A 26,884-nucleotide genomic window follows, 5' to 3' on the forward strand; every position below is an offset into this window, starting at 1 on the left:
TCCTAGTGGTGTTGCTTTGGCGGGGTTTGGTTCCAGGAGTGATTGGAACTCGTCTGTGATTCGGCGGCCTCGTCCATATGGATGGACAGGACGGGAAGAATCTCTTCGAGGGCCTCGGCGCCCAGCATGTCCGAGTGCCGCGAAGCGACCTCGGTGACGTGGACGTCGCCGGTGACGAACCGGCGCCAGGAGTCGGGTCCGGGAGTGCTGTTCGGTACGTCCCGGGTCGCGGTGAAGAGCAGCAGCTCACCGTCGAACGTCTCCACCGGGGCCTCGCGGATCAGCCGGGCCAGGGTGAAGAACCCGGACGTCATCGCCGCAATGGTCTCCGGTGCGACATTGCCGAGAGGATCCCCATGTTCACGCAGGATCTCCATGGCCCTTTCGTCGTCGAGGCCATCCGTTGCCTCCGTGATCGCCGGATGATTGGCGCCGAGGTAGTTCGCCCACAGCTCGGATCCTTCGCCGACATCGGCGTTGCGTTCCTGTCCGGTGGGGAACGCGTCGAGAATGCCGAGGAACGCGACCCTCTCGCCCCGCTCCTGGAGGCGGGTGGCCAGGCGGTGGGCGAGGATGCCGCCGAGAGACCACCCGATCAGGTGGTACGGACCCTCGGGCTGGACCGTTCGCAGGTGGGCGATGTAGTCGTCGGCGAGTTCGGTCAGTGTCTGTGCCGTCATCTCCTCCGGATCGTCCGGGGAGAGGCCGGGCATCTGCAGGCCGATGAGTGGACGCTGCGGATCGAGACCGTGGAGCATCGCGGCGAATCCCCAACTGATGCCCGTAGCCGGATGAACGGCGAACAGCGGTGGCTTGGTGCCCGCCGAACGCAGCGGGAGCAGGCGGTGGAGGCTGTCGGCGATAGAGCCGGCGCCGCCTCGGCCGGCCTCGAGAACGAGCTGCTCGACTGTCGGCGAGCGGAACAGGGCCTGGACCGACAGGTCGGCCTCGAGACCTTCGTTGACCTCTGCGATGAGAGGTCGGGCCAGGAACGAGTGCCCTCCGAGTTCGAAGAACGATTCGTCGACGCCGACGTGGGGCAGGGACAGCACGCGAGCGAAGATCGCGGCAACGGTGTCTTCCTGCGGCGTGCGGGGCATCAGTCGCGAACCGACGACCGCGGTCGACGGGTCGGGCAGGGCCGCCTCATCGATCTTGCCATGAGCGGTGAGAGGAATCCCTTCGATGACGACGAGGCGCGCGGGCATCATGTACGAGGGAACGATCGATCGCACATGGTCTCGCGCCTCATCGGCGAGATCGGTGGCGGTCTCGGTGCTCACGCCCGACTCGGCGACGATATAGCCGATGAGCTGCAGGGTGGCAGGATCCGTGCCGCACGGACGGACGAGCGCGTCCTTGACCCCCGGTGCCTGGCGCAGGGCGCGCTCGACCTCCCCGAGTTCGACCCGGTAACCGCGGAGCTGGATCTGATCGTCGCCGCGCCCGATGAACTCGAGCACACCACCCTCGTGCCTGACGACGAGATCACCGGTCCGGTACATCCGCTCACCCGGTGCACCGTGCGGATCGGCGACGAAGCTTTCGGAACTGAGCCCCGGACGGTTCCGGTACCCGTGGGCCAACTGCTCACCCGCCAGATACAGTTCCCCGACCGTCCCGGACGGCACGTGGTTCAGGCGCTCATCGAGGACGTATCCGACCATGTGCTCGAGCGGTGATCCGAGCACAGGCGTTGAGGAAGCGGCCAGGGGCGCGGCGAACGCGTCGACGGTCGTCTCCGTGGGTCCGTAGAGGTTGTAGGCGATGATGCCGGGATGGTCGCGCAGCCACTGCCAGAGGTCCGCATCGATCGCTTCCCCTCCGAGGGCCAGGATGATCGGAGAGTCCTGCTCGGCGGCTTCTGCGAGCATTCGCCCGAATTCCGGTTCGGTGGAAAGCAGACGAAGGTAGCTCGGCGTCGTCTCCCAGAATCCGATGTCGAGTCTGCGGAGGTCGGCCGCCAGCTGCTGTGGATCGCGTTGGACGGCTTCAGAGGCGATGTGAAGCGGGTGCCCGACGATCATCCACAGCAGCGGATCCCAGGCGGCATCGAATCCGATTCCGGTGGTGTGGGCCACCGGAATCCGGTCGGCCCCACTGCTCGGGGTCGGCAGCAGCCTTGTGCGGTGGGAGGCAAGGAGGCTCGCCAGGACCCTATGGCCGACCGCGACGCCCTTGGGCCGACCGGTCGATCCGGAGGTGAAGGTCACATAGGCCGCCGAATCCCGATGCGGCACAGGCAGAATCGCGGCCGTGTTCGTCCTCGCTGAGCCTGAGGCCGCGGCAGGCGAGTGGGCTGATGACGGATACGTCGAACTGCCGTTCGGGGTGACTTCGATGATGCTCGGGGTGATCCCGGCATCGGTGAGGAGCGGCGTGAGCTCTGCGGTCCCGCCCTGCTGTGTGATGACGATGAGCGGTTCGGCATCGCTGAGGATCGCAGTGGTGCGGCCGCTGGGGTAGTCGGGGTCGATCGGGTTGAACACCGCACCGGACTTGAGCACGGCCAGCGTGGCGACGATGACGCCGATGTCGCGACTGAGCCGAACGGAGACCGTCTCGCCGGCACCTGCCCACTGGGCGATGAGCTCGTGCGCCAACCGGGTCGAGGCCGCGTCGAGCTCCCGGTAGGACAGCGACGTCTGGTCGGACCGGACCGCCACGGCATCGGGCATTCGGGCTGCTGTGGCGGCGAAGACGTCGAGGACCGGCGGCGGCGTGTCTGCGGGCGTCGGGCCGGTGAGAGAATCGATCGCTGTCTGCGTTTCGACCGGGTCAAGCAGAGCGATGTCGTGCAGCGGTCGCTCGGGGTCCTGCACAGCCTCGTCGACGAATCGGGAGAATCGTCGGCAGAGACCGGCGATGGTCTCTGCGTCGAACATCGATGAGTTGAAATCGAGGACCACCGCGAGCCCCGCGTCGGCTTCGCCGCGGCGGAACGTGAACGAGAGGTCGAACTTCGCGTCACCGGTCTCGACCTCAGGCTCGATGCTCGTGGCGACCCCGGGCAGCTCGAGGCTCGGTGCTGCCGCCTCCTCGACGGACAGCATGACCTGGAACAGGGGGTGACGGCCCAGTTCACGAGGTGGATTGACGGATTCGACGAGGCGTTCGAACGGTACGTCGTCGAGTTCCACAGCGTCGATGACTGCGGTGCGGGTGCGGGCCAGGAGTGCGCGCAGGCCGGGGCCCGCCGAAGTGTCGGTGCGGATCGGAATGGTGTTGACGAAGAGGCCGACCATGTCCTCCAGTGCCGGGTCCGACCGTCCGGCGCTGGGCGAGCCGATGACGATGTCCTCACCGGCACCGAGCCTGCTGAGATAGCCGGCGAGAACCGAGTGCAGCGCCATGAACAGGCTGGCCCCGTTCTCTGAGGCCACCGCTGCCAGACGCGCAGATGTGCGTGCGTCGAGGCTGAAGTGATGATGACGCCCCGACTGTCGTGCGGTCGTGGGGCGGGGGCGATCGGCGGGCAGTCTGATGTCGGTGGGAATCCCCTCGAGCCGTTCGTGCCAGGTCTGGATCTTTCGGTCCAGGAGCGGGGAATCTGCGCCAGGACGTTGCTCGTCCTCGAGGATATGGCGCTGCCAGAGCGCGAAGTCGGCGTACTGGACGTCCAGTGTGCGCTGCATCGGATGGGCGGAGCCTCGCAATGCGGCATAGGCGGTCGACAGGTCCTGCGTCAGTGGTCGCAGCGAGGCACCATCGGTGGCGATGTGGTGCATCACGAGGTGGAGCACCCACTCGTCACCTTCGGCGAAGAGGTTCGCGCGAATGGGAAGGTCGCGGCTGAGGTCGAATCCGATGGCTGCCTCTGCCCTCATCTGCTCCGCGGTCTCGGTGCCAGACGCCGTGGTGCGGCGTTCCACGAGCCCATCACCGGCGTCCGGGGGCAAGATCTGCTGGACAGGGGTTCCGTCGACACTGGGGTAGACGGTGCGCAGAATCTCGTGCCGGGCGATCACGTGCGACAGCGCCTGCCCGAGAGTCTCCGGGTCGAGATCTCCGGTGCATCGGACAGCAACGGAGACGGTGTAGTCCGAGGCATCGGTGTCGAGCTGATTGAGGAAGTGCAGTCGTGCCTGCCCGAACGACAGGGGGATCAGCTGCGGGCGAGCATGCTGACCTGATCGACTCCATGCCGTCAGGCTCGTGTGCGGTGCACCGTCGGCAGGGGCTGCCGTGATCGCGGCATCGTCGTCGGGCGTCGGCGCGGTCGAGCTGTGTGGACCGAGTCGATGAAGAAGCGCTGCTGGGGTGGGTGAGTCGAAGATGGCGCGCAGAGGCAGCTCGGTGTCGAAGGCAGCCCGAATGCGGCCGATGAGCGAGACCGCCAGCAGCGAGTGGCCGCCCAGTTCGAAGAAATCGTCGTCGAGGCCGATCTCTTCCGTTCCGAGTACGGATGAGAATTGCCGACACATGGTGCGTTCGTCGGCGGTGCGGGGGATTCGGGAACCCTTGGTGCTCGACGTGGTGGGGGCAGGCAGCAGGGAACGGTCGAGTTTGCCATGTGACGTCAGCGGGATCGAGTCGAGACCCACGAGAACGTGGGGGACCATCGGGGCCGGGAGCTGGGCTGCGAGGTGCTCGCGGAGAGCGACCTCGTCGACGTTGCCGGTGAAGTAGCCGATCAGCCGTGCCGATTCCGGATCCGTGAGGTTCTCGACGATGGCCGCCGCCTGGGCGACTCCGTCGCCCGAAGCCAAGGCATTCTCGACGTCGCCGAGCTCGACTCTGTACCCGCGCAGTTTGATCTGGTCGTCATCGCGGGAGACGAAGTCGAGGCTGCCGTCAGGATTCCGGCACACGAGGTCGCCGGTGCGATACATCCGCGCGCCCGCTTCGAGAGGATCGGCGACGAACCGTGTCGCTGTCTCTTTCGGTCGGTCGACGTAGCCGGAGGCGATTCCAGCTCCTGCGAGATAGAGGTCGCCGATGACTCCGTGCGGGACCTCTCGCAGATGCTGATCGAGGACCATCGTCCGAACATTCCCGATCGGGTGTCCGATCGTGGGCCGGTCTCCCTCGACTTCTGCGGTGACGGAATCGATGGTGAATTCGGTGGGGCCGTAGAAGTTGTGGGCTCGCACGCCGGGGTGCGCAGCAAGTTCGCGCCAGAGATCTTCGGGCACGGCCTCGCCGCCGAGGGCGAGCGAGAGTGGGACGCGGTCTCCATCGGTTTCGTCGTCGAGCAGTCCTGAGATGATGAGCTGCCTGACGAAGGACGGGGTGGTCTCGAGGGCCCGAATCCGGTGCTCTCGGCAGAATCGGACGAGCGCCTCGGCATCGCGGCGGACCTCATCGCCGACGATGTGCAGACTCGCGCCGGCCACGAGCCACAGCACCGGATCCCAGGCGGCGTCGAAGCCCAACCCGGCTGTGTGCGCTGCCTGGACCGGGCCGGACCCGAGACCCGCCTCGGCGAAGATCGTCTCGCGATGATGAGCCAGGAGATTCATCAGTGCACTGTGGGGGACGGCCACGCCCTTCGGAGTGCCGGTCGAACCCGAAGTATACATCTCATAGGCGCGATCGCTGGGAGCCGGGCGGCCGACCTCACGCCGACCCGCCTCGGCGGCGTGGAGTTCGGCGGTGGCGATTGCTGTGCCGGGCCGAACCGGGAGCGCAGCCTCGTCGGTGATGACGGCCTCGGGACTGCTCGCGTCGAGGATCAGCCGGATCCGGTCACCGGGGTAGGTGAGGTCGATGGGCACGGCGACGGCCCCGATCGACAGGACGGCCAAGGGAGCCGCGATGGCGTCGGCGGATCGAGGAAGGGCGATGGCGACGGAATCTCCGGCTGTGACTCCTCGGGCGGTCAGGACCTGAGCGAAGTGGTGGATGCGGGCACCGAGCTCGGCGAAGGTCAGCTCACCGTCCTCGGCGATGAGCGCCCGACGATCGGGGTGGCACCTCACCGTCGAATCGAGGGCGTCGAGGATCGTGGACTCGGGTGCGACCAGGCCGCGACCCTGACCCTGAGCGCGGATCGTTGCGAGTTCGTCCGGTCGCAGCACCTCGAGTTCCGAGATCGGTGTGTCTGGAGCGGCGGCAAACCGGTCGATCACGCGGACGAATCGTGCGGCGATGGCTTCGGCGGTGGATTCGTCGAAGAGCGCGGAGTCGAACTCGAGGGAACCGGTGATGCCGGCGGCTTGACCGGGTGCGTGAGCGCCGCCGTGGGTCTCGCGTTCGGCCAGGTCGAGGAGGAGGTCGAACTTCGCGTCCGTCACCTGTGGCCCGGGCGCGGACTCGATGTCGAGGTCCCCCATGTCCAGATCCGCCGGGGCGGTGTTCTGCAGGGTGAGCATGACCTGGAACAGGGAATGGAGCTGGTCCGAGCGCGGAGGACCGACCTCGTCGACGACACGGTCGAAGGGCGCATCCTGATTGGCATAGGCGGAGAGGTTGAAAGCGCGGACCCGATCGACGACATCGACGAGGTCGGGGTTACCGGAGGTGTCGGTGCGCAGGACGAGGGTATTGACGAAGAAGCCGATGAGGTCGTCGAGCTTCGTCTCCGTCCTGCCGGCGACGGGTGTGCCGATGGGGATGTCGTTGCCGGCGCCGAGTTTGCTCAGCAACACCGCGAACGCTGCCTGCAGCACCATGAACAGACTGGCGTTCCTCTCCCCGGAGAGCCGGCGCAGACCGGCATGGGTCGCGGCGTCGATTTCGACCGGGATCCTGCGCGAGACATGACCCGTGCTCTGTGCGCTCCTGGGCCGATCGACGGGAAGCCTGAGCTCGACGGGAGCCTCGCTCAGTGCGTCCTTCCAGTAGGCCAGCTGGCAGGCGATCTCACTGTCGGGTACGTCCTCGGAGCCGAGAGCTCTCCGCTGCCACAGTGCGTAGTCGGCGTATTGGACAGGCAGCTCGGCAAGGGCGGGAGAGACACCGTGAGTCCGAGCGCGATAAGCGGTGGAAAGGTCATCCGCCAGAGGACGCAGCGACCAACCGTCGGCGGCGATGTGATGCAGAGTCAGGAGCAGGAGATGATCCCGGGCGCCCAGTCTGACCAGCAGTGCCCGAATCGGCAGCTGCGTTGAGACGTCGAAGCCGCGTGTGGCTTCAGCGTTGACGGTGTGATCGACGAGCTTCTCGCCGATCTCCACAACGGGCAGGGCGATCTGCGCATCGGCAGCGGGGAGGATCACCTGTTCGGGCTGACCTTCGGTCCACGGGAACACGGTGCGCAGGCTCTCGTGCCGAGACACGACATCGTTGATTCCCTCACGCAGAGCATTGCTGTCCAGGTCTCCGCGGATGCGCAGGGTCAGCGGAATGTTGTAGGCCGCGGATGTCGGGTCGACCTGGTTGAGGAACCACAGACGGCTCTGTGCATAGGACAGGGGGATGGTCGCGGGTCGGTCTGCGGCGACGAGCTCTGCCACGGGTTCGTGGGCCGAATCGCCGAGGTCGAGCCCGGCACTGAGTTCGCGGACGGTGGGGTGGTGGAAGATTTCGCTCAGTGCAGGTGGGGCGGCGAATCGCGTCCGCAGCGAGGACACCAGTTGGGTGGCGAGCAGAGAGTGCCCACCGAGTTCGAAGAAGTCATCATCGATGCCGATGGTGTCCACTCCCAGTGACTGCGCGAAGGCCTCGGCCACGGCCTGTTCCTGGAGGGTCCGCGGGGCAGCCGATTCCGATCGCGTCGACTCCGGCTGCGGCAGTGCAGCCCGATCGAGTTTGCCGTTGACCGTGAGAGGGATCCGCTCGATCTGTGTGATGAACGAGGGGACCATATAGTCGGGTACGCGTGTCTTCATGTCCCGGCGCACCTCGGCGGTGTCAATCTGCTCATCGGCGGTGATGTAGCCGAGGAGCTGACTGTAGCCCGCCTGATTCTGCCCCAGGATGACCGCGGCGGATCGGATTCCACTCTCCGCCTGGAGGGCGAGCTCGACCTCGGAGAGTTCGACACGGTAACCGCGCAGTTTGATCTGCTCATCGGCGCGGCCCAGGAATTCGATGCCTCCGGCCAGGGGTCTGCGGACGATGTCACCGGTGCGATACATTCTGGAACCGTCGTCGGCGAAGGGATCGGCGATGAATCGTTCGGACGTGGTGGCCGGCCGGCCCACATAGCCGCGTGCCAGATTCGTCCCCGCAATGTAGAGCTCTCCCCGTGCCTGTGAGGGAACGGGGTTCAGACGTGAGTCGAGGACGTAGTGTCTGGTGTTGGCTACGGAGCTGCCGAGGTCAGGTGAGGAGCCGGAGACGATGGGTGCAGTGAGAGTGTCGACGGTCGTCTCCGCCGGTCCGTACAGGTTATAGGAGTCCACCTCGGGCAGGGTCGCGAGCTGATCCCAGAGTCCGCGTTCGACGGCTTCCCCGCCCAGGGCGACGACGCTGGGATGTTCGGTGCCGTTGAAGGTGCCGTGGGCGAGGAGGGCCTTGACGAATGAGGGCGTCGTCTCGATCGAGTCGATGCCGTGGGTGGAGAAGTAGTCGGTGAGAGTTTCAGGGTCCCGGCGGGTGGTCGTGTCGATGATGTGGAGTTCGTGTCCTGCGAAGAGCCACAGCAGCGGGTCCCAGGAGGCGTCGAACGAGATCCCGGCTGTGTGTGCCACACGCAGGCCTCGCCCGAGCCGCTGCACGGCCGGATCGAAGATGGCCTCTTTGTGACTGTGGAAGAGATTGAGCAGCGACTGGTGCTCGACTCCGATGCCTTTGGGGCGACCGGTCGACCCGGAGGTGAAGATGACGTAGGCGAGGTCGTCGGGGGAAGGCGTCGACCCGTTCTGCACTGACTCGGTCTGGGGCGACTCGTCTGCCGGTGCTGCCGCCTGGGGTTCCGCACCGATGTCGATGACGGGACGGTCCGTGATGACACTCGTCTCTCCCGCCGGACCCGACACCGTTGAGGAGTTGATGACGAGCACCGGCGCTGCATCGGCGATCATCGCTTCGATGCGGCCGGCCGGATAGTCGGGGTCGAGGGGCACGTAGGCGGCGCCGGTTTTGAGGATTCCGAGAACGGCGATGGGCAGAGCAGTGGACCGGCCCAAGCGTGCAGCGACGCGGGCTCCGGGTTTGGCTCCGTAGTCTCGAAGATAGGCAGCGAGCCGAGTCGAGCGACGATCGAGTTCGCCGAAGCTGATGTGTCCGTCTTCGGCGACGACCGCAGTGGCGAGCGGGGACTTGTGGGCGTGTATGGAGAATTCCTCCACCACGGTGTGGTGGGGAAGTTGAAGGTCGGGTCCCTTGCCCTTCGCGATGAGCACTTCGGACTCGTCTGAGTCCAGGAGTGAGAGACCCGACAGATGCTGATCTTCGTTTGCGGCGAACTGGCACAGAACGGAGAGGAACCGGCGCTGATGCTCGGCGAGGCTGTGATGGTCGTAGAGTTCGGCGTTCGCCTCAAAACGGACGATGGCAGGCCCGCTGTCTCCGTCGGAGTGCGGGTCGGCTCCGATGCCGTGGATGATGATCGAGAGGTCATCGACCGGGCCGGTCGACAGCAGGTGCAGCGAGGCAGTCGACATTCCGAAGTCGATGTCATCGACGTGAGGGAAGATGTTGACCGAAGGCCCGATGTAGTCGTTGTCTGTGCCGAGCTCTTGGTATTGGAAGCGCTGATGGATGAGTGTTTCGCGCAGGGTAGAGCCGGTGTCGGCGAGGAGATCTGCCGTCGTCATCTCCGGTGCTGTCCGCAGCTGCACCGGCAGGACCTTCGACATCATGGACGGCACCGATTTGGCCAGGGCGCTGCGGCGGGCGGTGACCGGCAGGCCCACCGAGACGGATTCTCGTCCGGTCATGCGGTGCAGGTAAGCCGCTGCGGCGCTGAGGATGAGCGTCGGTGCCGACCGGGACCCGGCCAGACGTGACGATAGTCCCTGGGGGATGTCGGCGTTGCAGGTGACAAGCCTTCGTGCCGGGGAGGCCGGGCGTTTGGCCAGACCGGTCGCTGTTTCCGATTCGGAGCGCATCCGCCTCCAGAATTCGGCGTCGGTGGTGAAGCGTTGTGAGGAGCGGTAGTCGCCCTCCTCGGCGATCAGGTCGTCGAGCTTGCCGAAGGGCGAGTCCGAAGGTCCGGTTCCCTGCTCGGCCAGTTCGGCCAGTTCACGGTAGATCTAGGATTCGCGGCGCAGGACGAGGACGGCGGAGTATCCGTCGACGAGGAGGTGGTGGGCTCGCTGATAGAAGATCCAGTGGTCGGGCCCGAGGTGGAACAGCTGTGACCTGAGCAGATCACCCTCGTCGATGTCGTGGACGGTTTCGAGGTCCTCCTGCATCAGCGCATGAGCCGAGGCTTTGGGATCCTCGGCTGCCTCCGTCTGCAGGTCACGGACCATGAGATGGCTGCGGGCCGGTCCGTGCTGTTGGAAGGGGCCCTGCTCGTCCTCGCCGAAGACGACATTGAGTGAGTCGGCTTCGGTGACGGCCGTGGCGACCGCCTCACGCATCTTCTCGACATCGAGCGGTCCGTGAATGTCGACATAGAGCCCGATCTGGAAGGTCGGATTATCGGGTTCGATCTTCTGGGCATACCAGATTCCGCGTTGTGCCGAAGTGAGGTCGATTCGAGAGGTCTCGTCAGTCATCGTGTCTTTCGCATCGGGTAGGGGCGTGACGTCGGGGATGAGGAGCGCGGGTGCTCAGCGCAATCAGGCGCAGAGGTTACGCGAGCGCCGCTGCAGGGGGAGTGGTCGTTACTGGAACTGACCGATGTTGATATCGCCGAGGAGGTCGCCCAGATCGATGATCGGACCGTTGATGAGTGCCCCCGATGTCTCAGTCGATTCCGGCTGGGAAGCCTGGGCAGCGGAGGCGCCGCCGGGTGCGGCCACGAGACCGACCGCAATGACGAGGGTCGCGAGTGCGGCACCGGAGGCGGTGCGAGCGCTGATGAGCTTGAGATTCTTCATTGTCACTGTCCTCTTCTGGCTGTGGCCGCTGTCGTCTGCAGCGGAGCGAACATGGGCAATTCGGAGGGCTCGTGGCATTGGATTGGTCGGCGTCGAAAATTGTCACCGGCGGTCCAGGTGCCGGTGAATCTCGTCAGTATGGTTGTGACCGGCGCGCATGAGAGTGGCACGGTTCTGCTGCTCGATGACGAAGCCGTCGGCGAGTCTGTCCCGGGGGAGACAACGATTTCGCGGTTGATCGACGACTGCTGCGGGTGACCGCCTCGTTGCGCCGGAGCATTGGCTCTAATTTCCTTAAGCGTCTTAACAACCTAAAGGTTGTTTCGGTAATATGGGCTTTGTGGCTATCCCCTAGGAGGATGTTATGTCGACGCTCGAACCTGAGTTTGTGAAGGCGCGGGCGAAAGTGCTGGCCCGAGAGGACCGCGAGCTCAAGGCCGCTCTGATCCGAACCCGACAGGAGTCGGGTCTGTCTCAAAAGGATGTCGCTGAGATCATGGGTGTCTCGCAACAAGCGATCCACAAGTTAGAACGCTACGACTCTGATCCGAAAGCATCGACTATGCGTCGGTACGCGAATGCTCTCGGGGCGATGTATGAGCATCGGGTTCACAGGGATCACGGGCAATCAGCATGGTTGGCAACGCGCCGCAGGTGGGAGACTGCGAAGAAGACGTCCCTACCGGTGGAACCGCCGGCCGCTGCTGCGACGCTGCCGGTGGTGCGGCAGTGGCGAACTGTGAAGCAGTCCGATGTCGGACTGGCAGGTTGATCAGCGATGGATGATGCGGAATCAGAGCTGAGCGGTCTTCGCGAGTTCATCGACCGAGTTCGACTCGACTCTGTGCAGTTCCACGAAGTCTCCGCCCGTCGTTTCGACTCTGATCGAGGCGGCGCTGACGGTGATATCTCCATCGAAGTGCAGATCAACGAAGACTCTGACAGATTCGGTGTTCGTCTCAGGGGCATGACCCAAGCTCCAGCCGGTGAGGCCGTGGTCAGCGTCGCGGGTGAATATGTCATCGAAGATGGAATCGCACCCAGCAGCCGCGTCATCAAGCAGTTCGTCAATGAAGTGGCCGTGATGACTGTGCTGCCCTATCTGCGTGAAGGAATCGCCACCATCACTGCGAAGGTGTTTGGCACTCCATTGAACCTCCCGATCATTTCGCGAGGCGATATCACCGTTGACATAGATTAACGGGCGCCGAAGCCTACGCCATCGCCGAGGCGATACGCCGGATGCGCACCGCGGCGCGCTCGAGCCGACTGCGTCGTGACCACAGATCCTCGATCAGCCACATGCCCACCCGTTGCAACGGGCGAGCATGTGGCTGAGGGGACGGTGTCGGACCGCGTTGGCCGGTATCGCGGTCGGACTCAGTTCCGTTCGGTTGTGTAGCGCTTGCCTTGGTCGGCCAGAGCTCCGACGACGACCAGCAGACCTGCAGCCACGAGAACCCAGCCGACTCCAGCGGTGGAGTTCGTCGGCGACGAGACCACGAGGGACAGAGCGCCGAGAGGGGCCAGACCACCGGCCACCGCAGTGCCGATCTCGCGTGCCGTGCCGACACCGGCCGACCTGGATTCCGGTGGGAACTGCCTCGACAGGAACGACCCCTGGGCAGAGAACATCATCGGAGCCAGGACGCCGGTGCCGATCGCAATCGCGAGATAGACCATGAATGTGCCCGAGTCCTGGAGCAGGGCGAGGAAGATGAACGCGAACACCATGGACAAGGCACCGCCTGCCATGATCACCATCTTTGAGCCGAGGCGATCGCACAGTTCGCCGAAGATCGGGACGGTGACGATGGCCACTATGCCTGCGACCATGACGGCCCCGGAGGTGACGTTGGCCGAGACGCCCTGGAATTCGTCGAGGTAGGCCAGTGAGAAGGTCTTGAACACGTAGCTGAGAGCGTTATAGCCGATGGCGACGACGAAGACGACGAGCAGCGGCTGCCAGTGGTGGATGAATACGTCGAAGAACCTCGGCGCGCGCTTCTCATCATTCTCGATCTTCTCTTCGACCTTCTGCTCGAATTCCGGAGATTCGGGCAGAGATGATCGGATCCACATTCCCACTCCGACGAGCCCGATGGAGACGATGAACGGAATCCTCCATCCGCCGGCCATGAGGAATTCGTCGTTGCGCAGGGTGAGGAGGAAGATCGTCGCAGAAGACAGGACGAGGCCGATGTTGAGTCCGAGAGCAGGCCAGGAACCCTGACGCCCGCGTCTTCCGGCCTGCGCGTGTTCGTAGGCGTTGACCGCAGCTGACGCGTATTCGGCTCCAGCGCCCATGCCTTGGAAGACGCGCAGCACCACCAACAGAATCGGCGCCCACGCACCGATGGTGGCATACGTGGGGAGCAGGCCGATGCAGAAAGTCGACACACCCATGAGCCCGAAGGTGATGACGAGGACTTTGCGGCGCCCCAATCTGTCACCGAGGTGGCCGAAGACGATGCCGCCGATCGGTCGGGCGATGAAGCCGACCGCGAAAGTCGCGAAAGCCGACAGAGTCGCCACTTGGCTGTCGCCCTCAGGGAAGAAGACCTTGCCGAACACGATCGAGGCCATCGTGGCGTAGAGGTAGAAGTCGTACCACTCGACGGTGGTGCCGACGATGGTCGCGACCGCGACCTTGCGCAGCCGCTTCTTCTCGTCGTGAGGAGTTTCATCGCGGTACCGCCGAGGGTCGGTACTCGCGTCGTTGCGAATGGAGCTCATGAGCGTCAGTCGTCCTTTGGTGTCGATTCCGGTGAGGATGGGAGGAGGTCGTGGGTGTTCGTGACGACGTCGACGATGTGTTCGGCGATCGCCATCGATGAGGTGGCCCCGGGGGACGGGGCATTGCGGATGAGGGTGGCTCGGTCCTGCTGCTCGATGACGAAGTCATCGACGAGACCGCCATCGGCATCCATTGCCTGAGCCCGGATGCCGCGGGGGATCGGCTTCGAGACGGCTCCCTTGAGTGAAGGCACGTATTCGGCAGCGCCTGCCAGGAACTTCTTCCGAGAGACCACGGCGGCGAACTCGCGGACCGCGGCCTTCATGTTCCCCGCTGCGAACTTCCAGAATGCAGGGTCGGCAGCGACCGTGAGGCTGTCCTTGATGCCGATCTTCCGTCCGGAGTAATTCTCTCTGCCGAACGACAGGAATGCATTGGGCCCGACGAGCATCTCTCCATCGACGCGCTTCGTCAGGTGCACCCCGAGGAACGGGTATGCAGGGTCAGGCACCGGGTAGACGAGTCCATTGAGAATGGTGCGATGTTCGGGTGCCAGCCGCGAATACTGGCCGAAGAACGGCACGATAGTGGGATGAGTCGCTCCGCCGGCCATCTTTGCGACCCTGTCGGATTGGAGTCCGGCGCAGGCGATGGCGAAGTCGAAGGTTTCGACGTGTCGGTCGATGCCGCGCTCGGAGGTGATCGTGCACCCGTGGGCTTGCACATTCATGTCGACGACCTCGGCGTTGAGGTGGATCGTGCCTCCGGCGGCCTCGACATCCTCGGCGAACGACCGGGCGATCGCCGCGTAGTCGGTGATTGCCGTGTGAGGTGAGTGCAGGGCGAGACGTCCGACTGAGTTCGGCTCGATCTCACGAATCCGGTCGGGGCCGATGAGCTCGACATCGGGCACCCCGTTGGCCACAGCGCGTTCATGGATATCGTGCAGGCGCTCTTCTTCTTCGGGGGTGAGAGCGACGACGATCTTTCCGCACTCTTCGAAAGGGAGCTGATTGGATCGCGCGTAGTCGTGCAGCAGGTGGACTCCGCGACGGCACAGTCGAGCCTTCAGGCTGCCCGGTTCGTAGTAGAGACCGGCATGGACCACACCGGAGTTGTGGCCGGATTGGTGGGCCGCCACACGATCGGATTTCTCGAAGATGGTGACCGTGGCATCGGGGAATCTGCGCGTGATCTCTCGGGCGACCGCGGTGCCGTTGATCCCGGCTCCGATCACGGCGAATGTGTGTCTGTCGTGCCGGTTCTCTGCTGTCATCGTCTGCTTCCTCCTCGTTGGGGCAGCGGTGTGTCCAGATGTCCTGCGACTGCAGGGGAGACCCTGACCACAGCCTCGCTGGAGTCAGCGTAAACTACGTTACATGTTGCATGCAACTACATGATCTGCCCGGTGGTCGAGCGCGACGGGGTGGGGTGCTTGAGGCTTTGTCGGTGAAGCGCCGGCGCGGCTCTCGCAGAACTGGTCTTGAGTCAGGCGGTCAGCCAGGACAGACGCGCTGTGAGGTCCTGCTCGCCGAACTCGGGTCGCTGTCGTGTCTCCTGCTTGATCAGCAGGTCGGCGGTGTTGCGTATGTGCCGCTGCATAGCCGTTGCGGCTGCTTCCGGGTCGGAGACCATGATTGCGTTGAAGACGTCGACGTGGTCGTCGAAGCAGTCTCGGCATGTTCGGCTCGTCGGCACGGTTCCCACGCCCGTCTGCAGAACCATGTTCCGTTGTTCCTGCAGCACTTCGATTGCGCGAGCGTTGCCGGCCATCTCCAGGATTGCGGAGTGAAAATCGCGATCGGCTCGCAGTGTCGCCTCGGCGTCGTCGCTGTCGGCTGCCTCTTCGAATGCTGAGAAGTGGGAGGACAGCTTCTGCCGTGCGTTGTCATCAGGGTTGAGGGCGGCCTTGCGGGCGAGCGGAACTTCGATGATGAGCCGCAGTTCGAAGCCGTCGATGAGGGATTCGATGTTGGTCTCGAGGACGCGGATGCCGCGATTCGGCTCGATGGCGACGAGCCCTAGACGCGCGAGTTCGGCGGTAGCTTCCCTGACCGGAGTGCGTGAGACTCCGAGCCATTCGCCAAGCGCCGTCGCCGAATGAAGGCTTCCCGCGGGCAGGTCACCTTTGATGATTGCTTGACGCAGCTGCTCGGTAGTCTGTTGGGTCAGTGTCGGCCCACGGTTGACGATGGACATGCTTCGATTCTGCCATGTGCATGGTCGACATGTTGCTCCGGCTTTCGCTGTTGAGCGCGGATGAGCACTCAATGTTCGCCCGCGAACGTTGAACTAACCACCCCTGTCGTCAAGGGCTCTTGTCGGTCAACTAAGCTGGTCGAGGCTCAGTTCCAGCGAGTCGAACACAGCTTCTGACAAGGAGGTCTCTTCCCGTGGTCATCCTCGGTGTTGCTCTGCTCTCTGGCAGCCTGCTCATCGGCACTTTCATCGGCAATCTGCTGGGCGATGTGCTCGGTGTCGATGCGAATGTCGGTGGAGTCGGTATTGCCATGATTCTGCTCATTCTGTCGACGAACATGCTGGCGCGACACGGTCGGCTCAAACCCGAGACCTCCTCGGGAATCTCATTCTGGTCGGCCATGTACATCCCCATCGTGGTGGCCATGGCAGCTACGCAGAATGTCGTCGGGGCTGTCACCGCGGGTCCTGTCGCGCTCGTCGCCGGACTTGTGGCGGTCATTATCAGCTTCGCCCTCGTGCCGGTGCTCGCCCGTGTGAAGACGCCGGGCGTCGACGAGCCGGTCGCAGTCTTCGCTGAGGAGAACTGATGGACGCCCTGCTCTCGACCCTGCGGGACAACGACCTCATCGTTGCCTTCGCTCTGGTCGGCGCTGTCGTCGCGGTGTCCGTAGTCATCTCGAAAGTCCTCACAAGAGGTAAGTTCCAGGCCTCAGCGATCGCCATCATCCTTGGCCTTGTACTCGCCTACTTCGGTGGGGTTGCCACGGGTGGTGAAGACGGCCTCGCCGACCTCACCCTGTTCTCCGGAGTCGGGCTCATGGGCGGAGGCATGCTCGTGAACCTCGCGATCGTCGCCACCGGCTTCGGGGCCAGCTTCGACGAGATGAAGAAGTCCGGGCTGGGCGGCATCATCGCGTTGGTGCTCGGTGTTGTGCTCTCCTTCGTCATCGGTGCCGTCATTGCCTGGTTCTTCGGCTACCGTGATCCGGTCGAGCTGACGACCATCGGTGCCGGCACTGCCACCTACATCGTCGGCCCGGTCACCGGGGCAGCCCTGGGCGCGGGCAGCGGTGTGATCGCGCTGAGCGTCGGTGCCGGTCTGGTCAAGTCGGTACTGACCATGGTTGTCACACCGTTCATCGCGAAGTCCATCGGTCTGAACAACCCACGGTCGGCGATCGTCTTCGGCGGTCTGCTCGGCACCACGAGCGGTGTCACCGCCGGCCTGGCGGCCACGGACAAACGACTCGTCCCCTATGGAGCGATGACGTCGACGTTCTATACCGGTCTGGGACTGCTCATGGCACCGTCGGTGCTCTACTTCGCCGTCCGGGCGCTCGTCGGCTGAGTGCTTGTCGGTTGAGTTCGTGCAGGCGTGCCCTGCGAGACGTCTGGCGAACGGGTGGAGAGCCGCCGAGGCACGTCGTCGAGTTCAGTCCGATTCGGCCTTCATCCGGTCATAGGCTGCCAGCGCCGCCTGCCGCGAGGCCTTGAGGTCGACGCTCGGTTCGCAGTCCCCGCCGGTCCGCTCCGCTTGGGTGAGGCCGCCCGGTCCCTGTCCAAGCCACAGCTTCACGTATTCGCCGTGCGGGTCAAAGCGTTCCCGTTGGCGTTCGGGGTTGAAGATCCGGAAGTACGGGGCAGCGTCGGCTCCGCACCCTGCGACCCACTGCCATGAGACCGGGTTGTTGGCTTCATCGGCATCGACGAGGGTGTCCCAGAACCACTGCTCACCGTGCCACCAGTGGATGAGCAGATTCTTCGTCAGAAAGCTCGCGGTGGCCATCCGCACCCGGTTGTGCATCCACCCGGTCTGCCACAGCTGAGCCATGCCTGCATCGACGAGTGGGATCCCCGTCGTCCCGTTCTGCCAATGCTTCAGCGCCTCGGGATCGTCCTCATAGGGGAAACGTGCGAACTCCGGGCGCATCGGCTCGGTCTCGATATGGGGCAGGTGATAGGTCAGGTGCCAGGAGAACTCCCGCCAGTAGAGCTGCCTGATCCACGTATACCGGTCGTCGTCACTGATGTCCGGCAGATCGAGTGCGGCCGCCAGGGCCTGTCTGGGGGAGAGCTCACCGAACCGCAGCCGCGGCGACAGCGCCGACGTGCTGTCGGGATCGCCCGGGACATCATGCGAGTCGCCGTAGCCGTCGATGCTCTCACCCAGGCCCTGCAGTTGTCGTTGGGCTTCCCGGCAGCCAGGCGACCAATGCTGTGCCACGGTCGACTTCCACCATTGCGGAACCCTCGCCGAGGTGGTGCCGTCGATGCCCGTGTCTGTGCCGTCGGAGGCAGTGTCGGTTCCGCCTGAATCGGTGCCGCTTTCGTTGCGATGGCCAGTGCCGTCGCGGAGGCCGAGACCGTCGAGGTCGCTCGCCCAGTCGTGCTCGTTCAGTGACTGCCGTCGCGTATCGGACGGCGACTGCTTGGCCGGGGCCGGGAGGACATCTCCGACCTTGCGGTCGCGCACAGCGTTGAAGAACGGGGTGAAGACCTTATAGAAGTCACCGCTTTGAGGGCTGACGGTCCACGGTTCGACGAGCAGTGCGCCGGTATGGGAGTGCGCGGCGGTCCCGGCGTCGGTGAGCAGCGTCTTGATCTGCGCGTCGAGGGCACGGGAGGCCGGCGTATAGCGACGTGACCACCGGACGGTATCAACTCCGAGGTCCGCGGCGGCCTGCGGGATGATGTCGGCAGCCGGTCCGGCGGCGAAGAGCAGGGTGATGCCGAGCTCGTCGAGTGCGGTCTCCAGGGTGCGCAGGGATTCGTGTGCCCACCAGCGGGCGGCCGCGCCAAGCGGCCGAGGACCGAGGCCGTCGGCGTCACGCTGCTCTCTGATCCAGATGCCGATGACCTGACCGTCGGTGCGGGCTGCCGTCAGTGCTTCGTGGTCGTCAACGCGCAGGTCGTCGCGGAACCAGACCAGGGTGAGTTGGTCATGGTCAGCAGGTTGAGCAGCGTCGTCGCTCATCGGCTCGACTCCTTCTTCGGCCGGCGCTGGCTGCCAAGCGGGTCACGCCCCATCGGGCCCTCAGGTCCGCGATGCTGTCGCAGACGGCCCAGGAGTCCGCGGCGCAGCATGCCCTGCCGTGACGGTGACCAGATCGGAGTACCCTCGACCCGCCAGTCGGCCAGCAGTTCGTTGGCGGCGAGGTAGCCGGTGGTCGCCGCCCGCTCCATGAGCGCCACGGGCAGTTCGCACCGAATGTGGTCACCGGCGAGGACAAGGCCAGGCAGTGGAGTAGTCACCCCGGGGCGCTTGCCCCAGGGACGGGTGTCGGTGAGCCCGCAGTCGGACTCGATGAGGAGTTCGTGGTGGAGGATCTCGAAGTGCTGCGTCTCCGGATATACGTCGTGCAGGTCCGCGAGCAGTCGTTCGATGAGCTCGTCCTCGGGCGGAGGGTCGGTCAGGGCATAGGCGTGGAGTTCGACCACGGATCCGGCATGATCGTTTGTCCACCGGGCGGCACCGGCCTCGAAGCGTTCGAGCACGGACACGTTGTCGAGCAGATCGAAGCCGCTCGTGCCCAAGAATGCCGGCCGCTCAGCCGAGACCGCTTCGGCGAACCACAGTCGCAGCACGGCGAAGGATGGAGCGTTGCGCCCTGCCTCAACCCGGTCGAACCAGGCCTGCATTCGCTCATGATCAGCTCCCGAACTGCTCGGCGTGCACTCTTGTGCGGATCTCGAACCCCGGGCGGGCCTCGAGCTCTGCGAGACGCCGCCGGCATCCATACCGTCGGCATGCGCCCCGAGCGTGGCGATGAGCCGCCTCGTTCCTGCCGGATCGGCTGCGAGGACGAGGGCATCGGAGTCGATGTCCCCGGCCGTCGTCTCGACACTCCAGCCGCGGGACGAGCGTGAGATCGCGCGCGCCTGCGTGCCGGTCTCGATGCGCACGCCCAGATCCTGCAGATACCGCCCCAGCGGTGCCCACAAAGCAGTGTCGTAGTCATCATCGGGCACGTCGAAGAGCAGCCCCTCAGCCGAACCGGCGAAGTAGGTGTGGAACATCGCGACGAGCTCGCCGGCGGAGAACTCGCACGGATCGGCGAAGAACGACCGCGCGAACACCTCGAGGGCGAGGTCGCGCGTCTGCTCGGGAAAACGGAGGCGATCGAGGAAAGCCGCCGCCGACTCCCCGTCATAGAAGGAGAACGAGTCCGGGAAATCGACATCGATGAGCTCTAAGGCAGTGCGCAGGTCGACATCTAAGAGCCCACGCAGAGGGAACGTGGGGCTGGCGAGGACGAAGCCCAGAAGATTGAACGGGGGAATGCGCGGAATCGAGGCGAAGGAATCGGTGGGACCACCTCGGCGGGTGAGCGGATAATCGGGGATCGGTCGGAGACGATCGAGGTCAGGGTCGGTGCGGGCGAGCAGGTCGCGCAGGTTGTAGTACTGCCGGAAGAATGCGTGGAATCCCCGGCTCATCGTCCGTCCATCGCCCAGCGGCCACGCACTGACACGCCCGCCGAGGCGGTGCCCGGATTCGACGATCGTGACCTCGGATCCGCGTTCGGCCAGGATCACAGCAGCCGACAGGCCGGCGATGCCGCCGCCGATGACCGTCACGGTCTTCGGCCGCAGCAGGCGGTCACGTCCGGGGGCGGCGGGGATGCGGACGGCGTGGGGATCGTGCGGGGTCACGGAGCCTCCTCGGGGCGTCGGTTGAGGTTGCGCTGCCAGAGCATGAGCACCGCGGTGATCATGGCGAAGCCGAACCCGAAGTCCTCGATGGGGATGTCGAAGGGGAAGCGGATGCCGAGGAACATGTCCGGGTTGTAGATGACGATCGGGTCGGACAGTTTCGTCAGCCACCCGTCGACGAGGCACTGGAATCCCATGCAGATGGCCAGCGCCGCCCAATACTGCGCGCGGCGGAAGATGCCGCTGCGGATGACGAAGAGCTCGAGCCCGATGACCACGAGCATGCCGATGACGGTCCAGACGGTGTACTCAGGGATCATCGGGTGTCCCCTCCCTCCGGTGGGTGGGGGTCGGGCTTGGTCCGGTCGGTGGACGTCGTCCCGTGACCCGCGTTCGCTCGGCGAACGGCGTGACGTTTGGCCCAGCCGATCACGGTGCCGACCGCCTCGTAGCTGAGCAGCGCGCAGACCGGGATGACGAGGAAGAACACGAGCTCCTCGAGCGGCAGGACCCCGAGGTCGATGCCGGTGACGAACCGCGGATCGTAGGTCCAGTGATCACGGGCGATGGCGACGATGTCCCAGACGGCGAAGACGACGACAACAGGCAGCAGGGCCTTGAGCAGAAGCGGCAGCCGGCGGTACACGCGGGCCGAGAACACGAATTCGAGCGGCAGCGTGATGAGCACGCACGCACCCATGAGGGCGAGATAATCCCAGTGGCCGAAGCCGTCCCACGCGCCGATCATGGTTGCGCCTTCTCGGCAGGCTCGCCGCCGCTCGCCGGGCGGGGTGTGGGAGCCGGGCCAGGTACACGGGCGGGACGAGCGGTGACGAAGAATCCGAGATCGAAGTTGCGGATCCGATATCCCTCGATGAGGTCGTCCCAGTCGATGGTGGGCTCGGTGAGCAGCCGGGGCTCGCAGGCGAGAAGCCGGTGGAGCAGGGCGTCGGTCTCGAACAGGGCCAACGGTTTGCCGGGGCAGGCGTGGGCGCCGTCGCCGAAACTCAGGCCCGCGGCAGGGACGGATCCGCTCCGATGCGGGCAGAGCGCCTCGGCGTCGGCACCGTAGACATCGGGATCGACGTTGGCCTCACGGACGCAGACATCGATGAGGTCGCCGGCCGTGATGGTGGTGCGGTCGTCGCCGATGTCGATCGCCGAGGTGGCGCGACGATAGAGATGACCGACGACGGGTTCGAGCCGGATGATCTCTTCGAGGATGGACAGCCGCCGAGGCTGCTCGGCCGTGAGGTAATCCTGCCGGAGTTCCTCGTCCTCGAGCAGATGCCAGCATGCCATTGCGATGAACTCGCGGGTCGTGACCATCCCCGCGGTGCCGTAGGTCAGGCACTCGACGAGGATGTCACCGGTACTGTGCCCGGAATCGAGCAGATGGGAGATGACATCACCACGGTGGCGGCGCCGGTGAGCGCGGATGGCCGGGCGCACATCGTGGGCGAAGAAGCGCAGGAGCGGCACGATGCCGTTGACCGCGGCCTGCACCCATTGGCGTTTCGTCCGTCCCCAATTCTCTGCGGCGAGGTCGACCGGCGGCTGACGGAAGAAAGCGACGAGCCGTGATGCCATGCTGTCGGTATCGGACTCGGTGAGGCCGACCACCTGCGAGGTCACGTCCACGGTGAAGTGCAGGGCCGACTCGTCGAGCCGGCACCGACCGGTGACCACGGCCTCGTCGACGATCTTCTGCGCGGCGTCGGCGATGCTCTCACCATAGCGGTCAGCGATGACGGCAGGGGCGAAGAACCGGGCGACTTCCCGACGCTGCCGGTCATGGTCCGGGCCGTCGGAGATGAGGATGGGGCGGGCGCGGAAGAGGCCGCGGGGGATCTTCTCCGCGGTGAAGCCCGCCTGCATCGAACGTCCGCGGGCGCGCAGGATTCGGCGGGCCGGTGCAAACGCGCGGAGCCTCCACATGCCGCGCTCAGTTCCGGACATGTCGCGCTGAGGTCCGGCCACCTCGGCGGAATTGCCGGTTTCGGTGGCCTTGCGAATCGTGACGGTCTCGACGGGAGGAGCGGTCGGCTCGTCTTCGCGTCGGGCCTTGCGCCCACGCACCCCCGAGCATCGATGCGCCCGAGGAGCCGGAGTCACGGTTGGTTCGCCCATTCGGCATTGCTCAGGGACAACTCGTCGGACATTCCGTCGAGGAAGCGGATGACGGCATCGCGTTCGCGGCTGGTCAGCCGGGCGGCCGCATAGATCCGTCGGGCCTGCGAACGACCGACGGTCTCTCGTGCCGAGCGAGCTGTCTCCTCGGTGACCGTGATGGCATAGGCCCGGCGGTCGCTGGGATGGAGAGCCCTGATCACGTGCCCTTCGCGCTCCAGGCGGTTGATCAGCTTCGTCACCGAGGCGGCCGACATGCTCATGTGTGTTGAGAGCATCTTCGGGGTCACCACCGCGCCCTGCCGTTTCGCGGCGATGAGGTAGTGCAGGGCACGCATGTCCTGTTCGCTCAAGTGCATGAACTTCCGTGAAGCGTCGGAGAGAGTGCGTTCGGCCTCGCGCAGCCGGGCCAGGGAGTTCATGAGCTGAGCGATCTGCTCGCGGTCAGCGTTCGACAGGTCGGAAGAGTCCACAAGGGCACCGGGGAAGCTGTGTTCTGAGCCGGTGTACATGTTCGCTGTGATCGGGTCGTGACTGTCCGCGACCTCCGGTGACGCCATATCGCCATCTTACTGATGCTTCCCCCTCGAGTGCACAAGAATAACCTTCTGTATATATTAACCCAAAGTGTAGTATATCGTTGAGGCTACTGAAACTCGAACGAAGGACTCATCGATGACCACTGCCACGGGCGTCGCGTTCGGCCCCTCCATCTCCACCGACATCGAGTCCGAAGTCAGACGCGCACTGGACTCCAGAGCGGATCGCTTGGCGACACTCGGTTCTGCGGCGGCGCACGCATGGGACCTGGCCTCGCGTTGTGTTCTCGGCGGCAAGCTGCTGCGACCGCGGCTGCTCGTCGGAGCCGTCGACGCACTGACTGGCTCCGAGCAGCGCAACGCCGAGGCGAGAGGCCCAGCGGTGCGCATCGCGGCGGCGATCGAGCTGCTTCATTTCGCCTTCCTCCTCCATGACGATGTCATCGACCGTGACCTCATGCGCCGCGGACGCCCGAACTTCATCGCCCTCCTGCTCGAGGAGTGGGAGGAGGACGACGGCGGTTCCGCGTCACGGCTGCATGCCGCGCGCAGCACGGCGACTCTGGTCGGAGACCTCTTGCTGTCGACCGCTCATCAGATCTTCTTCCGCGAAGCGACACCGGGTGAGGCGGGGCAGCGGCTTCTCGAGGCGCTCGATCAGGCGGTGCTGGAATCGGTGTCGGGAGAGCTGACCGATGTCGCACTCAGCGCCGGTCGTGTTCGTCCCGAACTGGCCGAGGTCGTGGAGATGAGCCGGCAGAAGACGGCGACGTACTCCTTCGAACTGCCCTTGCGGTCTGCTGCGATCCTCTCCGGACGCGGACCCGAGGTCGAAGCCCTCCTCGGACAGGTCGGTGATCTTCTGGGGCTGGCCTACCAGCTGCAGGACGATCTCCTGTCGGTCTTCGGCGAACCCGACGACCACGGCAAGGACCCGTATTCCGACCTGCGCGAGGGCAAGGAGACAGCGGTCATCGCCATCGCCCGACGAAGCACAGCCTGGCCGCTCATCGAACCGCATTTCGGCGCCGGCGACCTCAGCGCCGCCGAGGGCGCAGCGGTGCGGTCATTGCTGACCGAGAGCGGTGCGGAGAATGACATTCGGGCGCTCATCGTCGAACTCTCCGTGAACGCGCGGGACCTCGTCTTCACCGAACCGGACCTCCTCGGGCCGGACATGGTGATGCTCATCGACGACCTCATCGAGACCCTCGACGGAAGGCGATCATGAGGCACGGCGTGGACCGAATGGGTCCCCTCGGGCGCTATTCCTCCGTATCCGACCGGGTCGCGAAATCGGTCATCGGAGCGTATTCGACGTCCTTCGGCCTGGCGACGCGACTGCTCGGCCCCCGACACCGGGACCATGTGCGCAACATCTACGCGCTGGTCCGGGTCGCGGACGAACTCGTCGACGGGGTGGCGGCCGAGGCAGGGGTCGACGCCGACCAACAGCGGCGGATGCTCGACCAGCTCGAATCCGAGACCGAAAGCGGAATGCGTCTGGGATACAGCAGCAACCCCATCATCCACGCCTACGCCCGCACCGCACGCGCGGCCGAGATCGGTGCCGAACTGACCCGCCCATTCTTCGCTTCCATGCGCACTGACCTGCAGCTGACTCCGGCAGATCCCAAGATCACCGAGGCAGCCGATCCGGTGAGCTTCGGACCCGCAGACCATGCCGACTACGTCTACGGGTCCGCAGAGGTCGTGGGCCTCATGTGCCTGCGGGTCTTCATCCGTGATGAGAGCTGCACACCTGAGGACGAACGACGGCTGGTCCGCGGTGCGCGCAGCCTCGGTGCGGCCTTCCAGAACGTCAACTTCCTGCGCGACCTCGGCGATGACACTCAGCGTCTGGGACGCAGCTACCTCAGCGAGACGGGCACGGTCGACGATGAGGCACAGGAGCAGTGGATCGACGCGATCCGCGATCAGCTCGATGCTGCCGCGCAGACGATTCCGCTCCTGCCCGGCGACGCTCGCTTGGCGGTACTGAGCGCGCTGCGATTGTTCTCGGAACTGACCGACAGACTGGCTGCGGTGCCTGCCGCCGAGCTTCCGCGACAACGGATCCGCGTGGCCGGCCCACGCAAGGCGGCACTCGTCCTCCGGACGATGTATGAGGTGCGGAGGGGGTCATTGCGGTGAGCCGAGTGATCGTCATCGGCGGGGGAATCGCCGGACTCGCCACCTCGGCGCTCCTGGCCCGCGACGGTCAAGAGGTGACCGTCCTCGAGCGCGGGGACCGCCTCGGCGGGAGGGCCGGCAGTGTCGAAGATCAGGGGTTCCGGTTCGATACCGGGCCTTCATGGTTCCTCATGCGGGAGGTCTACGACCATTTCTTCGCGCTGCTGGGAACGAGTACGGACGAGCAGTTGGATCTGAGGCTCCTCGACCCCGGATATCAGGTCTTCTCCGAACCTGATGATGTGACCGGGCCGCGCCGGGTGACTGTGCCGCACGGTGTAGACGCGGTCGTCGAACTGTTCGAGAGCATCGAACCCGGCGCAGGCAGCGCGGTGCGGAAGTACGTGCGATCGGCGGGCGCGACCGCCGACGTCGCTCGCAGTCGGTTCCTCTACAACCCCTTCACCCGGTTGGCTTCGATGGCTGGGCAGGATGTTCTCCGGTCGCTGCCGCTGTTTGCCGGACTGCTGTTGCGGCCTCTTGCCGCATTCGTGGACAGGCGGTTCAGAGAACCGATTCTGCGGCGGATTCTGACGTACCCGGCGGTGTTCCTCGGCACCGATCCCAATCGTGCTCCTGCGATCTATCATCTGTTGAGTGCCTTCGATCTGGACCAGGGGGTCTTCTATCCGATGGGCGGGTTCTGGGCCGTGGTCGAGCGCGTGGAAGCACTGGCTTGCGCGGCCGGGGTCTCGGTCGTCACCGGGGCGGAGGTGACCGAGGTGATGACGCAACAGAGTGGTGGCCGCGCCGCTATCAAGCGCGGCAGTCGAACGACTGTCAGCGGCGTCCGCTGGACCGATGCCGAGGGGCGATCGCATGTCGAACTGGCCGATCTCGTCGTCTCTGCGGCCGACCTGCACCACACGGAGACCGAGCTGCTTCCGTCGCGGTTGCGCAGCTATCCCGAATCGGCGTGGTCGAGCGTCGAGAGCGGTCCCGGGGCGATCATCGCGATGCTCGGCGTCGACGGGACCCTGCCCGAGCTCGGTCATCACTCGCTGTTCTTCACCGATGAGTGGGAGGCGAACCTGCAGGCGATCTTCGGTACCAAGCAGAAGATCCCCGAGCCGGCGTCGCTCTACGTGTGCAAACCCAGCGCCACTGACCCCGAAGTCGCGCCGGACGGGAAAGAGAATCTCTTCGTTCTCATCCCGGTCCCGGCGGACGTGGCGATCGGCAGCGGGGGATCGGACGGCGAAGGGTCTCCCAGCGTGGAGGCTGCGGTCGATGCCGCGATTGAGCGCATCGGACTGTGGGCGGGGATCGATGATCTGCACTCCCGGATCAAGCTCCGAAAGACGCTCGGACCGGCCGATTTCGCCTGGGACTTCCACTCTTGGAAGGGCGGAATGCTCGGGCCGGCGCACACGCTTCGTCAGAGCGCATTCCTGCGGATGCAGAACCAGTCACGGCGCGTGGACGGACTCTACTATGCCGGTGCGACGACCGCGCCGGGAATCGGCGTGCCGATGTGCCTCATCAGCGCCGAGGTGGTCGCCAAGCGCATTCGCGGAGATCACTCGGCAGGGCCGACGCCCGTGTGATGTGTG

The 26,884-nt window shown here is 65.2% G+C and carries 19 protein-coding genes and 1 pseudogene; 8 read left to right on the forward strand and 12 right to left on the reverse strand.

The genetic code is table 11. From position 1 onward, the window contains the following. Nucleotides 1-2 precede the first annotated feature (2 nt). The 3 genes and pseudogenes from ACQE2J_RS04965 to ACQE2J_RS04975 all read right to left on the reverse strand — a co-directional run bounded on the left by ACQE2J_RS04965 (nt 3) and on the right by ACQE2J_RS04975 (nt 10,877). Nucleotides 3-4,424: an amino acid adenylation domain-containing protein gene (locus ACQE2J_RS04965; RefSeq protein ID WP_426937495.1), complete on the reverse strand. Its 4,422-nt coding sequence runs from the start codon at nt 4,422-4,424 to the stop codon at nt 3-5. A gap of 78 nt (nt 4,425-4,502) precedes the next feature. After that, nucleotides 4,503-10,553: pseudogene (locus ACQE2J_RS04970) on the reverse strand (amino acid adenylation domain-containing protein); the annotation flags it as partial. A gap of 108 nt (nt 10,554-10,661) precedes the next feature. Next, nucleotides 10,662-10,877, reverse strand: coding sequence for a hypothetical protein (locus tag ACQE2J_RS04975; RefSeq protein WP_425118502.1), 216 nt, complete (start codon nt 10,875-10,877; stop codon nt 10,662-10,664). A gap of 51 nt (nt 10,878-10,928) precedes the next feature. Between ACQE2J_RS04975 and ACQE2J_RS04980 the strand changes: the two genes are divergently transcribed. From ACQE2J_RS04980 to ACQE2J_RS04990, 3 genes are all read left to right on the forward strand, one after another. Beyond that, nucleotides 10,929-11,135 (forward strand): hypothetical protein, encoded by a 207-nt coding sequence (locus ACQE2J_RS04980; protein ID WP_425118503.1) that lies wholly within the window; start codon nt 10,929-10,931, stop codon nt 11,133-11,135. A gap of 106 nt (nt 11,136-11,241) precedes the next feature. Next, on the forward strand, nt 11,242-11,649 hold the full coding sequence (locus ACQE2J_RS04985; protein WP_135810410.1) for a helix-turn-helix domain-containing protein: 408 nt from the start codon (nt 11,242-11,244) through the stop codon (nt 11,647-11,649). A gap of 6 nt (nt 11,650-11,655) precedes the next feature. Further along, the gene (locus tag ACQE2J_RS04990; protein WP_426937221.1) at nt 11,656-12,078 is read left to right on the forward strand and encodes a hypothetical protein; all 423 of its coding nucleotides are present in this window, start codon (nt 11,656-11,658) and stop codon (nt 12,076-12,078) included. Between the two features lie 179 nt (nt 12,079-12,257). Here ACQE2J_RS04990 and ACQE2J_RS04995 read toward each other — a convergent pair whose 3' ends face one another. The 3 genes from ACQE2J_RS04995 to ACQE2J_RS05005 form a co-directional block, all read right to left on the reverse strand. Next, complete coding sequence (locus ACQE2J_RS04995) at nt 12,258-13,613, reverse strand: MFS transporter (protein ID WP_426937222.1); 1,356 nt, start codon at nt 13,611-13,613, stop codon at nt 12,258-12,260. Between the two features lie 5 nt (nt 13,614-13,618). Next, nucleotides 13,619-14,890, reverse strand: coding sequence for an L-2-hydroxyglutarate oxidase (gene lhgO / locus ACQE2J_RS05000; RefSeq protein WP_426937223.1), 1,272 nt, complete (start codon nt 14,888-14,890; stop codon nt 13,619-13,621). 212 nt (nt 14,891-15,102) lie between these two features. Beyond that, the gene (locus ACQE2J_RS05005) at nt 15,103-15,813 is read right to left on the reverse strand and encodes a GntR family transcriptional regulator (RefSeq protein ID WP_135810406.1); all 711 of its coding nucleotides are present in this window, start codon (nt 15,811-15,813) and stop codon (nt 15,103-15,105) included. A 194-nt stretch (nt 15,814-16,007) separates the two neighbouring features. Between ACQE2J_RS05005 and madL the strand changes: the two genes are divergently transcribed. Both madL and madM read left to right on the forward strand, forming a co-directional pair. Then, entirely contained in the window at nt 16,008-16,403 is a 396-nt protein-coding gene (gene madL, locus ACQE2J_RS05010) for a malonate transporter subunit MadL (protein WP_135810405.1), read from the forward strand. Continuing rightward, entirely contained in the window at nt 16,403-17,164 is a 762-nt protein-coding gene (madM, locus tag ACQE2J_RS05015) for a malonate transporter subunit MadM (protein ID WP_426937224.1), read from the forward strand. Before madL ends, madM begins: the two co-directional genes overlap by 1 nt. Nucleotides 17,165-17,248: 84 nt before the next feature. Here the strand turns inward: madM and ACQE2J_RS05020 are convergent, their stop codons facing one another. Genes ACQE2J_RS05020 through ACQE2J_RS05045 form a run of 6 tightly spaced genes read right to left on the reverse strand, consistent with a single transcriptional unit; the run spans nt 17,249 to nt 23,159 of the window. Then, nucleotides 17,249-18,790, reverse strand: coding sequence for a cryptochrome/photolyase family protein (locus ACQE2J_RS05020; RefSeq protein WP_426937225.1), 1,542 nt, complete (start codon nt 18,788-18,790; stop codon nt 17,249-17,251). Continuing rightward, the gene (locus ACQE2J_RS05025) at nt 18,787-20,469 is read right to left on the reverse strand and encodes an FAD-dependent oxidoreductase (protein WP_426937226.1); all 1,683 of its coding nucleotides are present in this window, start codon (nt 20,467-20,469) and stop codon (nt 18,787-18,789) included. The genes ACQE2J_RS05020 and ACQE2J_RS05025 overlap by 4 nt, the downstream gene beginning before the upstream one ends. Beyond that, nucleotides 20,466-20,789, reverse strand: coding sequence for a lycopene cyclase domain-containing protein (locus ACQE2J_RS05030; RefSeq protein ID WP_426937227.1), 324 nt, complete (start codon nt 20,787-20,789; stop codon nt 20,466-20,468). Before ACQE2J_RS05030 ends, ACQE2J_RS05025 begins: the two co-directional genes overlap by 4 nt. Further along, a complete protein-coding gene (locus ACQE2J_RS05035; RefSeq protein ID WP_426937228.1) occupies nt 20,786-21,217 on the reverse strand; it encodes a lycopene cyclase domain-containing protein in 432 nt (143 codons plus the stop codon). Before ACQE2J_RS05035 ends, ACQE2J_RS05030 begins: the two co-directional genes overlap by 4 nt. Next, the gene (locus ACQE2J_RS05040) at nt 21,214-22,599 is read right to left on the reverse strand and encodes a cytochrome P450 (protein ID WP_426937229.1); all 1,386 of its coding nucleotides are present in this window, start codon (nt 22,597-22,599) and stop codon (nt 21,214-21,216) included. Before ACQE2J_RS05040 ends, ACQE2J_RS05035 begins: the two co-directional genes overlap by 4 nt. Next, nucleotides 22,581-23,159, reverse strand: coding sequence for a MarR family winged helix-turn-helix transcriptional regulator (locus tag ACQE2J_RS05045; RefSeq protein WP_426937230.1), 579 nt, complete (start codon nt 23,157-23,159; stop codon nt 22,581-22,583). Before ACQE2J_RS05045 ends, ACQE2J_RS05040 begins: the two co-directional genes overlap by 19 nt. Nucleotides 23,160-23,274: 115 nt before the next feature. On the opposite strand from ACQE2J_RS05045, the gene ACQE2J_RS05050 reads away from it, so the two are divergent. The 3 genes from ACQE2J_RS05050 to crtI are packed head-to-tail and all read left to right on the forward strand — an operon-like array spanning nt 23,275 to nt 26,878. Then, nucleotides 23,275-24,369: a polyprenyl synthetase family protein gene (locus ACQE2J_RS05050; protein WP_426937231.1), complete on the forward strand. Its 1,095-nt coding sequence runs from the start codon at nt 23,275-23,277 to the stop codon at nt 24,367-24,369. Next, a complete protein-coding gene (locus ACQE2J_RS05055; protein WP_426937232.1) occupies nt 24,366-25,292 on the forward strand; it encodes a phytoene/squalene synthase family protein in 927 nt (308 codons plus the stop codon). Before ACQE2J_RS05050 ends, ACQE2J_RS05055 begins: the two co-directional genes overlap by 4 nt. Next, complete coding sequence (gene crtI, locus ACQE2J_RS05060) at nt 25,289-26,878, forward strand: phytoene desaturase family protein (RefSeq protein WP_135810398.1); 1,590 nt, start codon at nt 25,289-25,291, stop codon at nt 26,876-26,878. The genes ACQE2J_RS05055 and crtI overlap by 4 nt, the downstream gene beginning before the upstream one ends. Nucleotides 26,879-26,884 lie beyond the last annotated feature (6 nt).

The organism is Brevibacterium sp. LE-L (assembly GCF_050214925.1).
Lineage (GTDB): Bacteria > Actinomycetota > Actinomycetes > Actinomycetales > Brevibacteriaceae > Brevibacterium.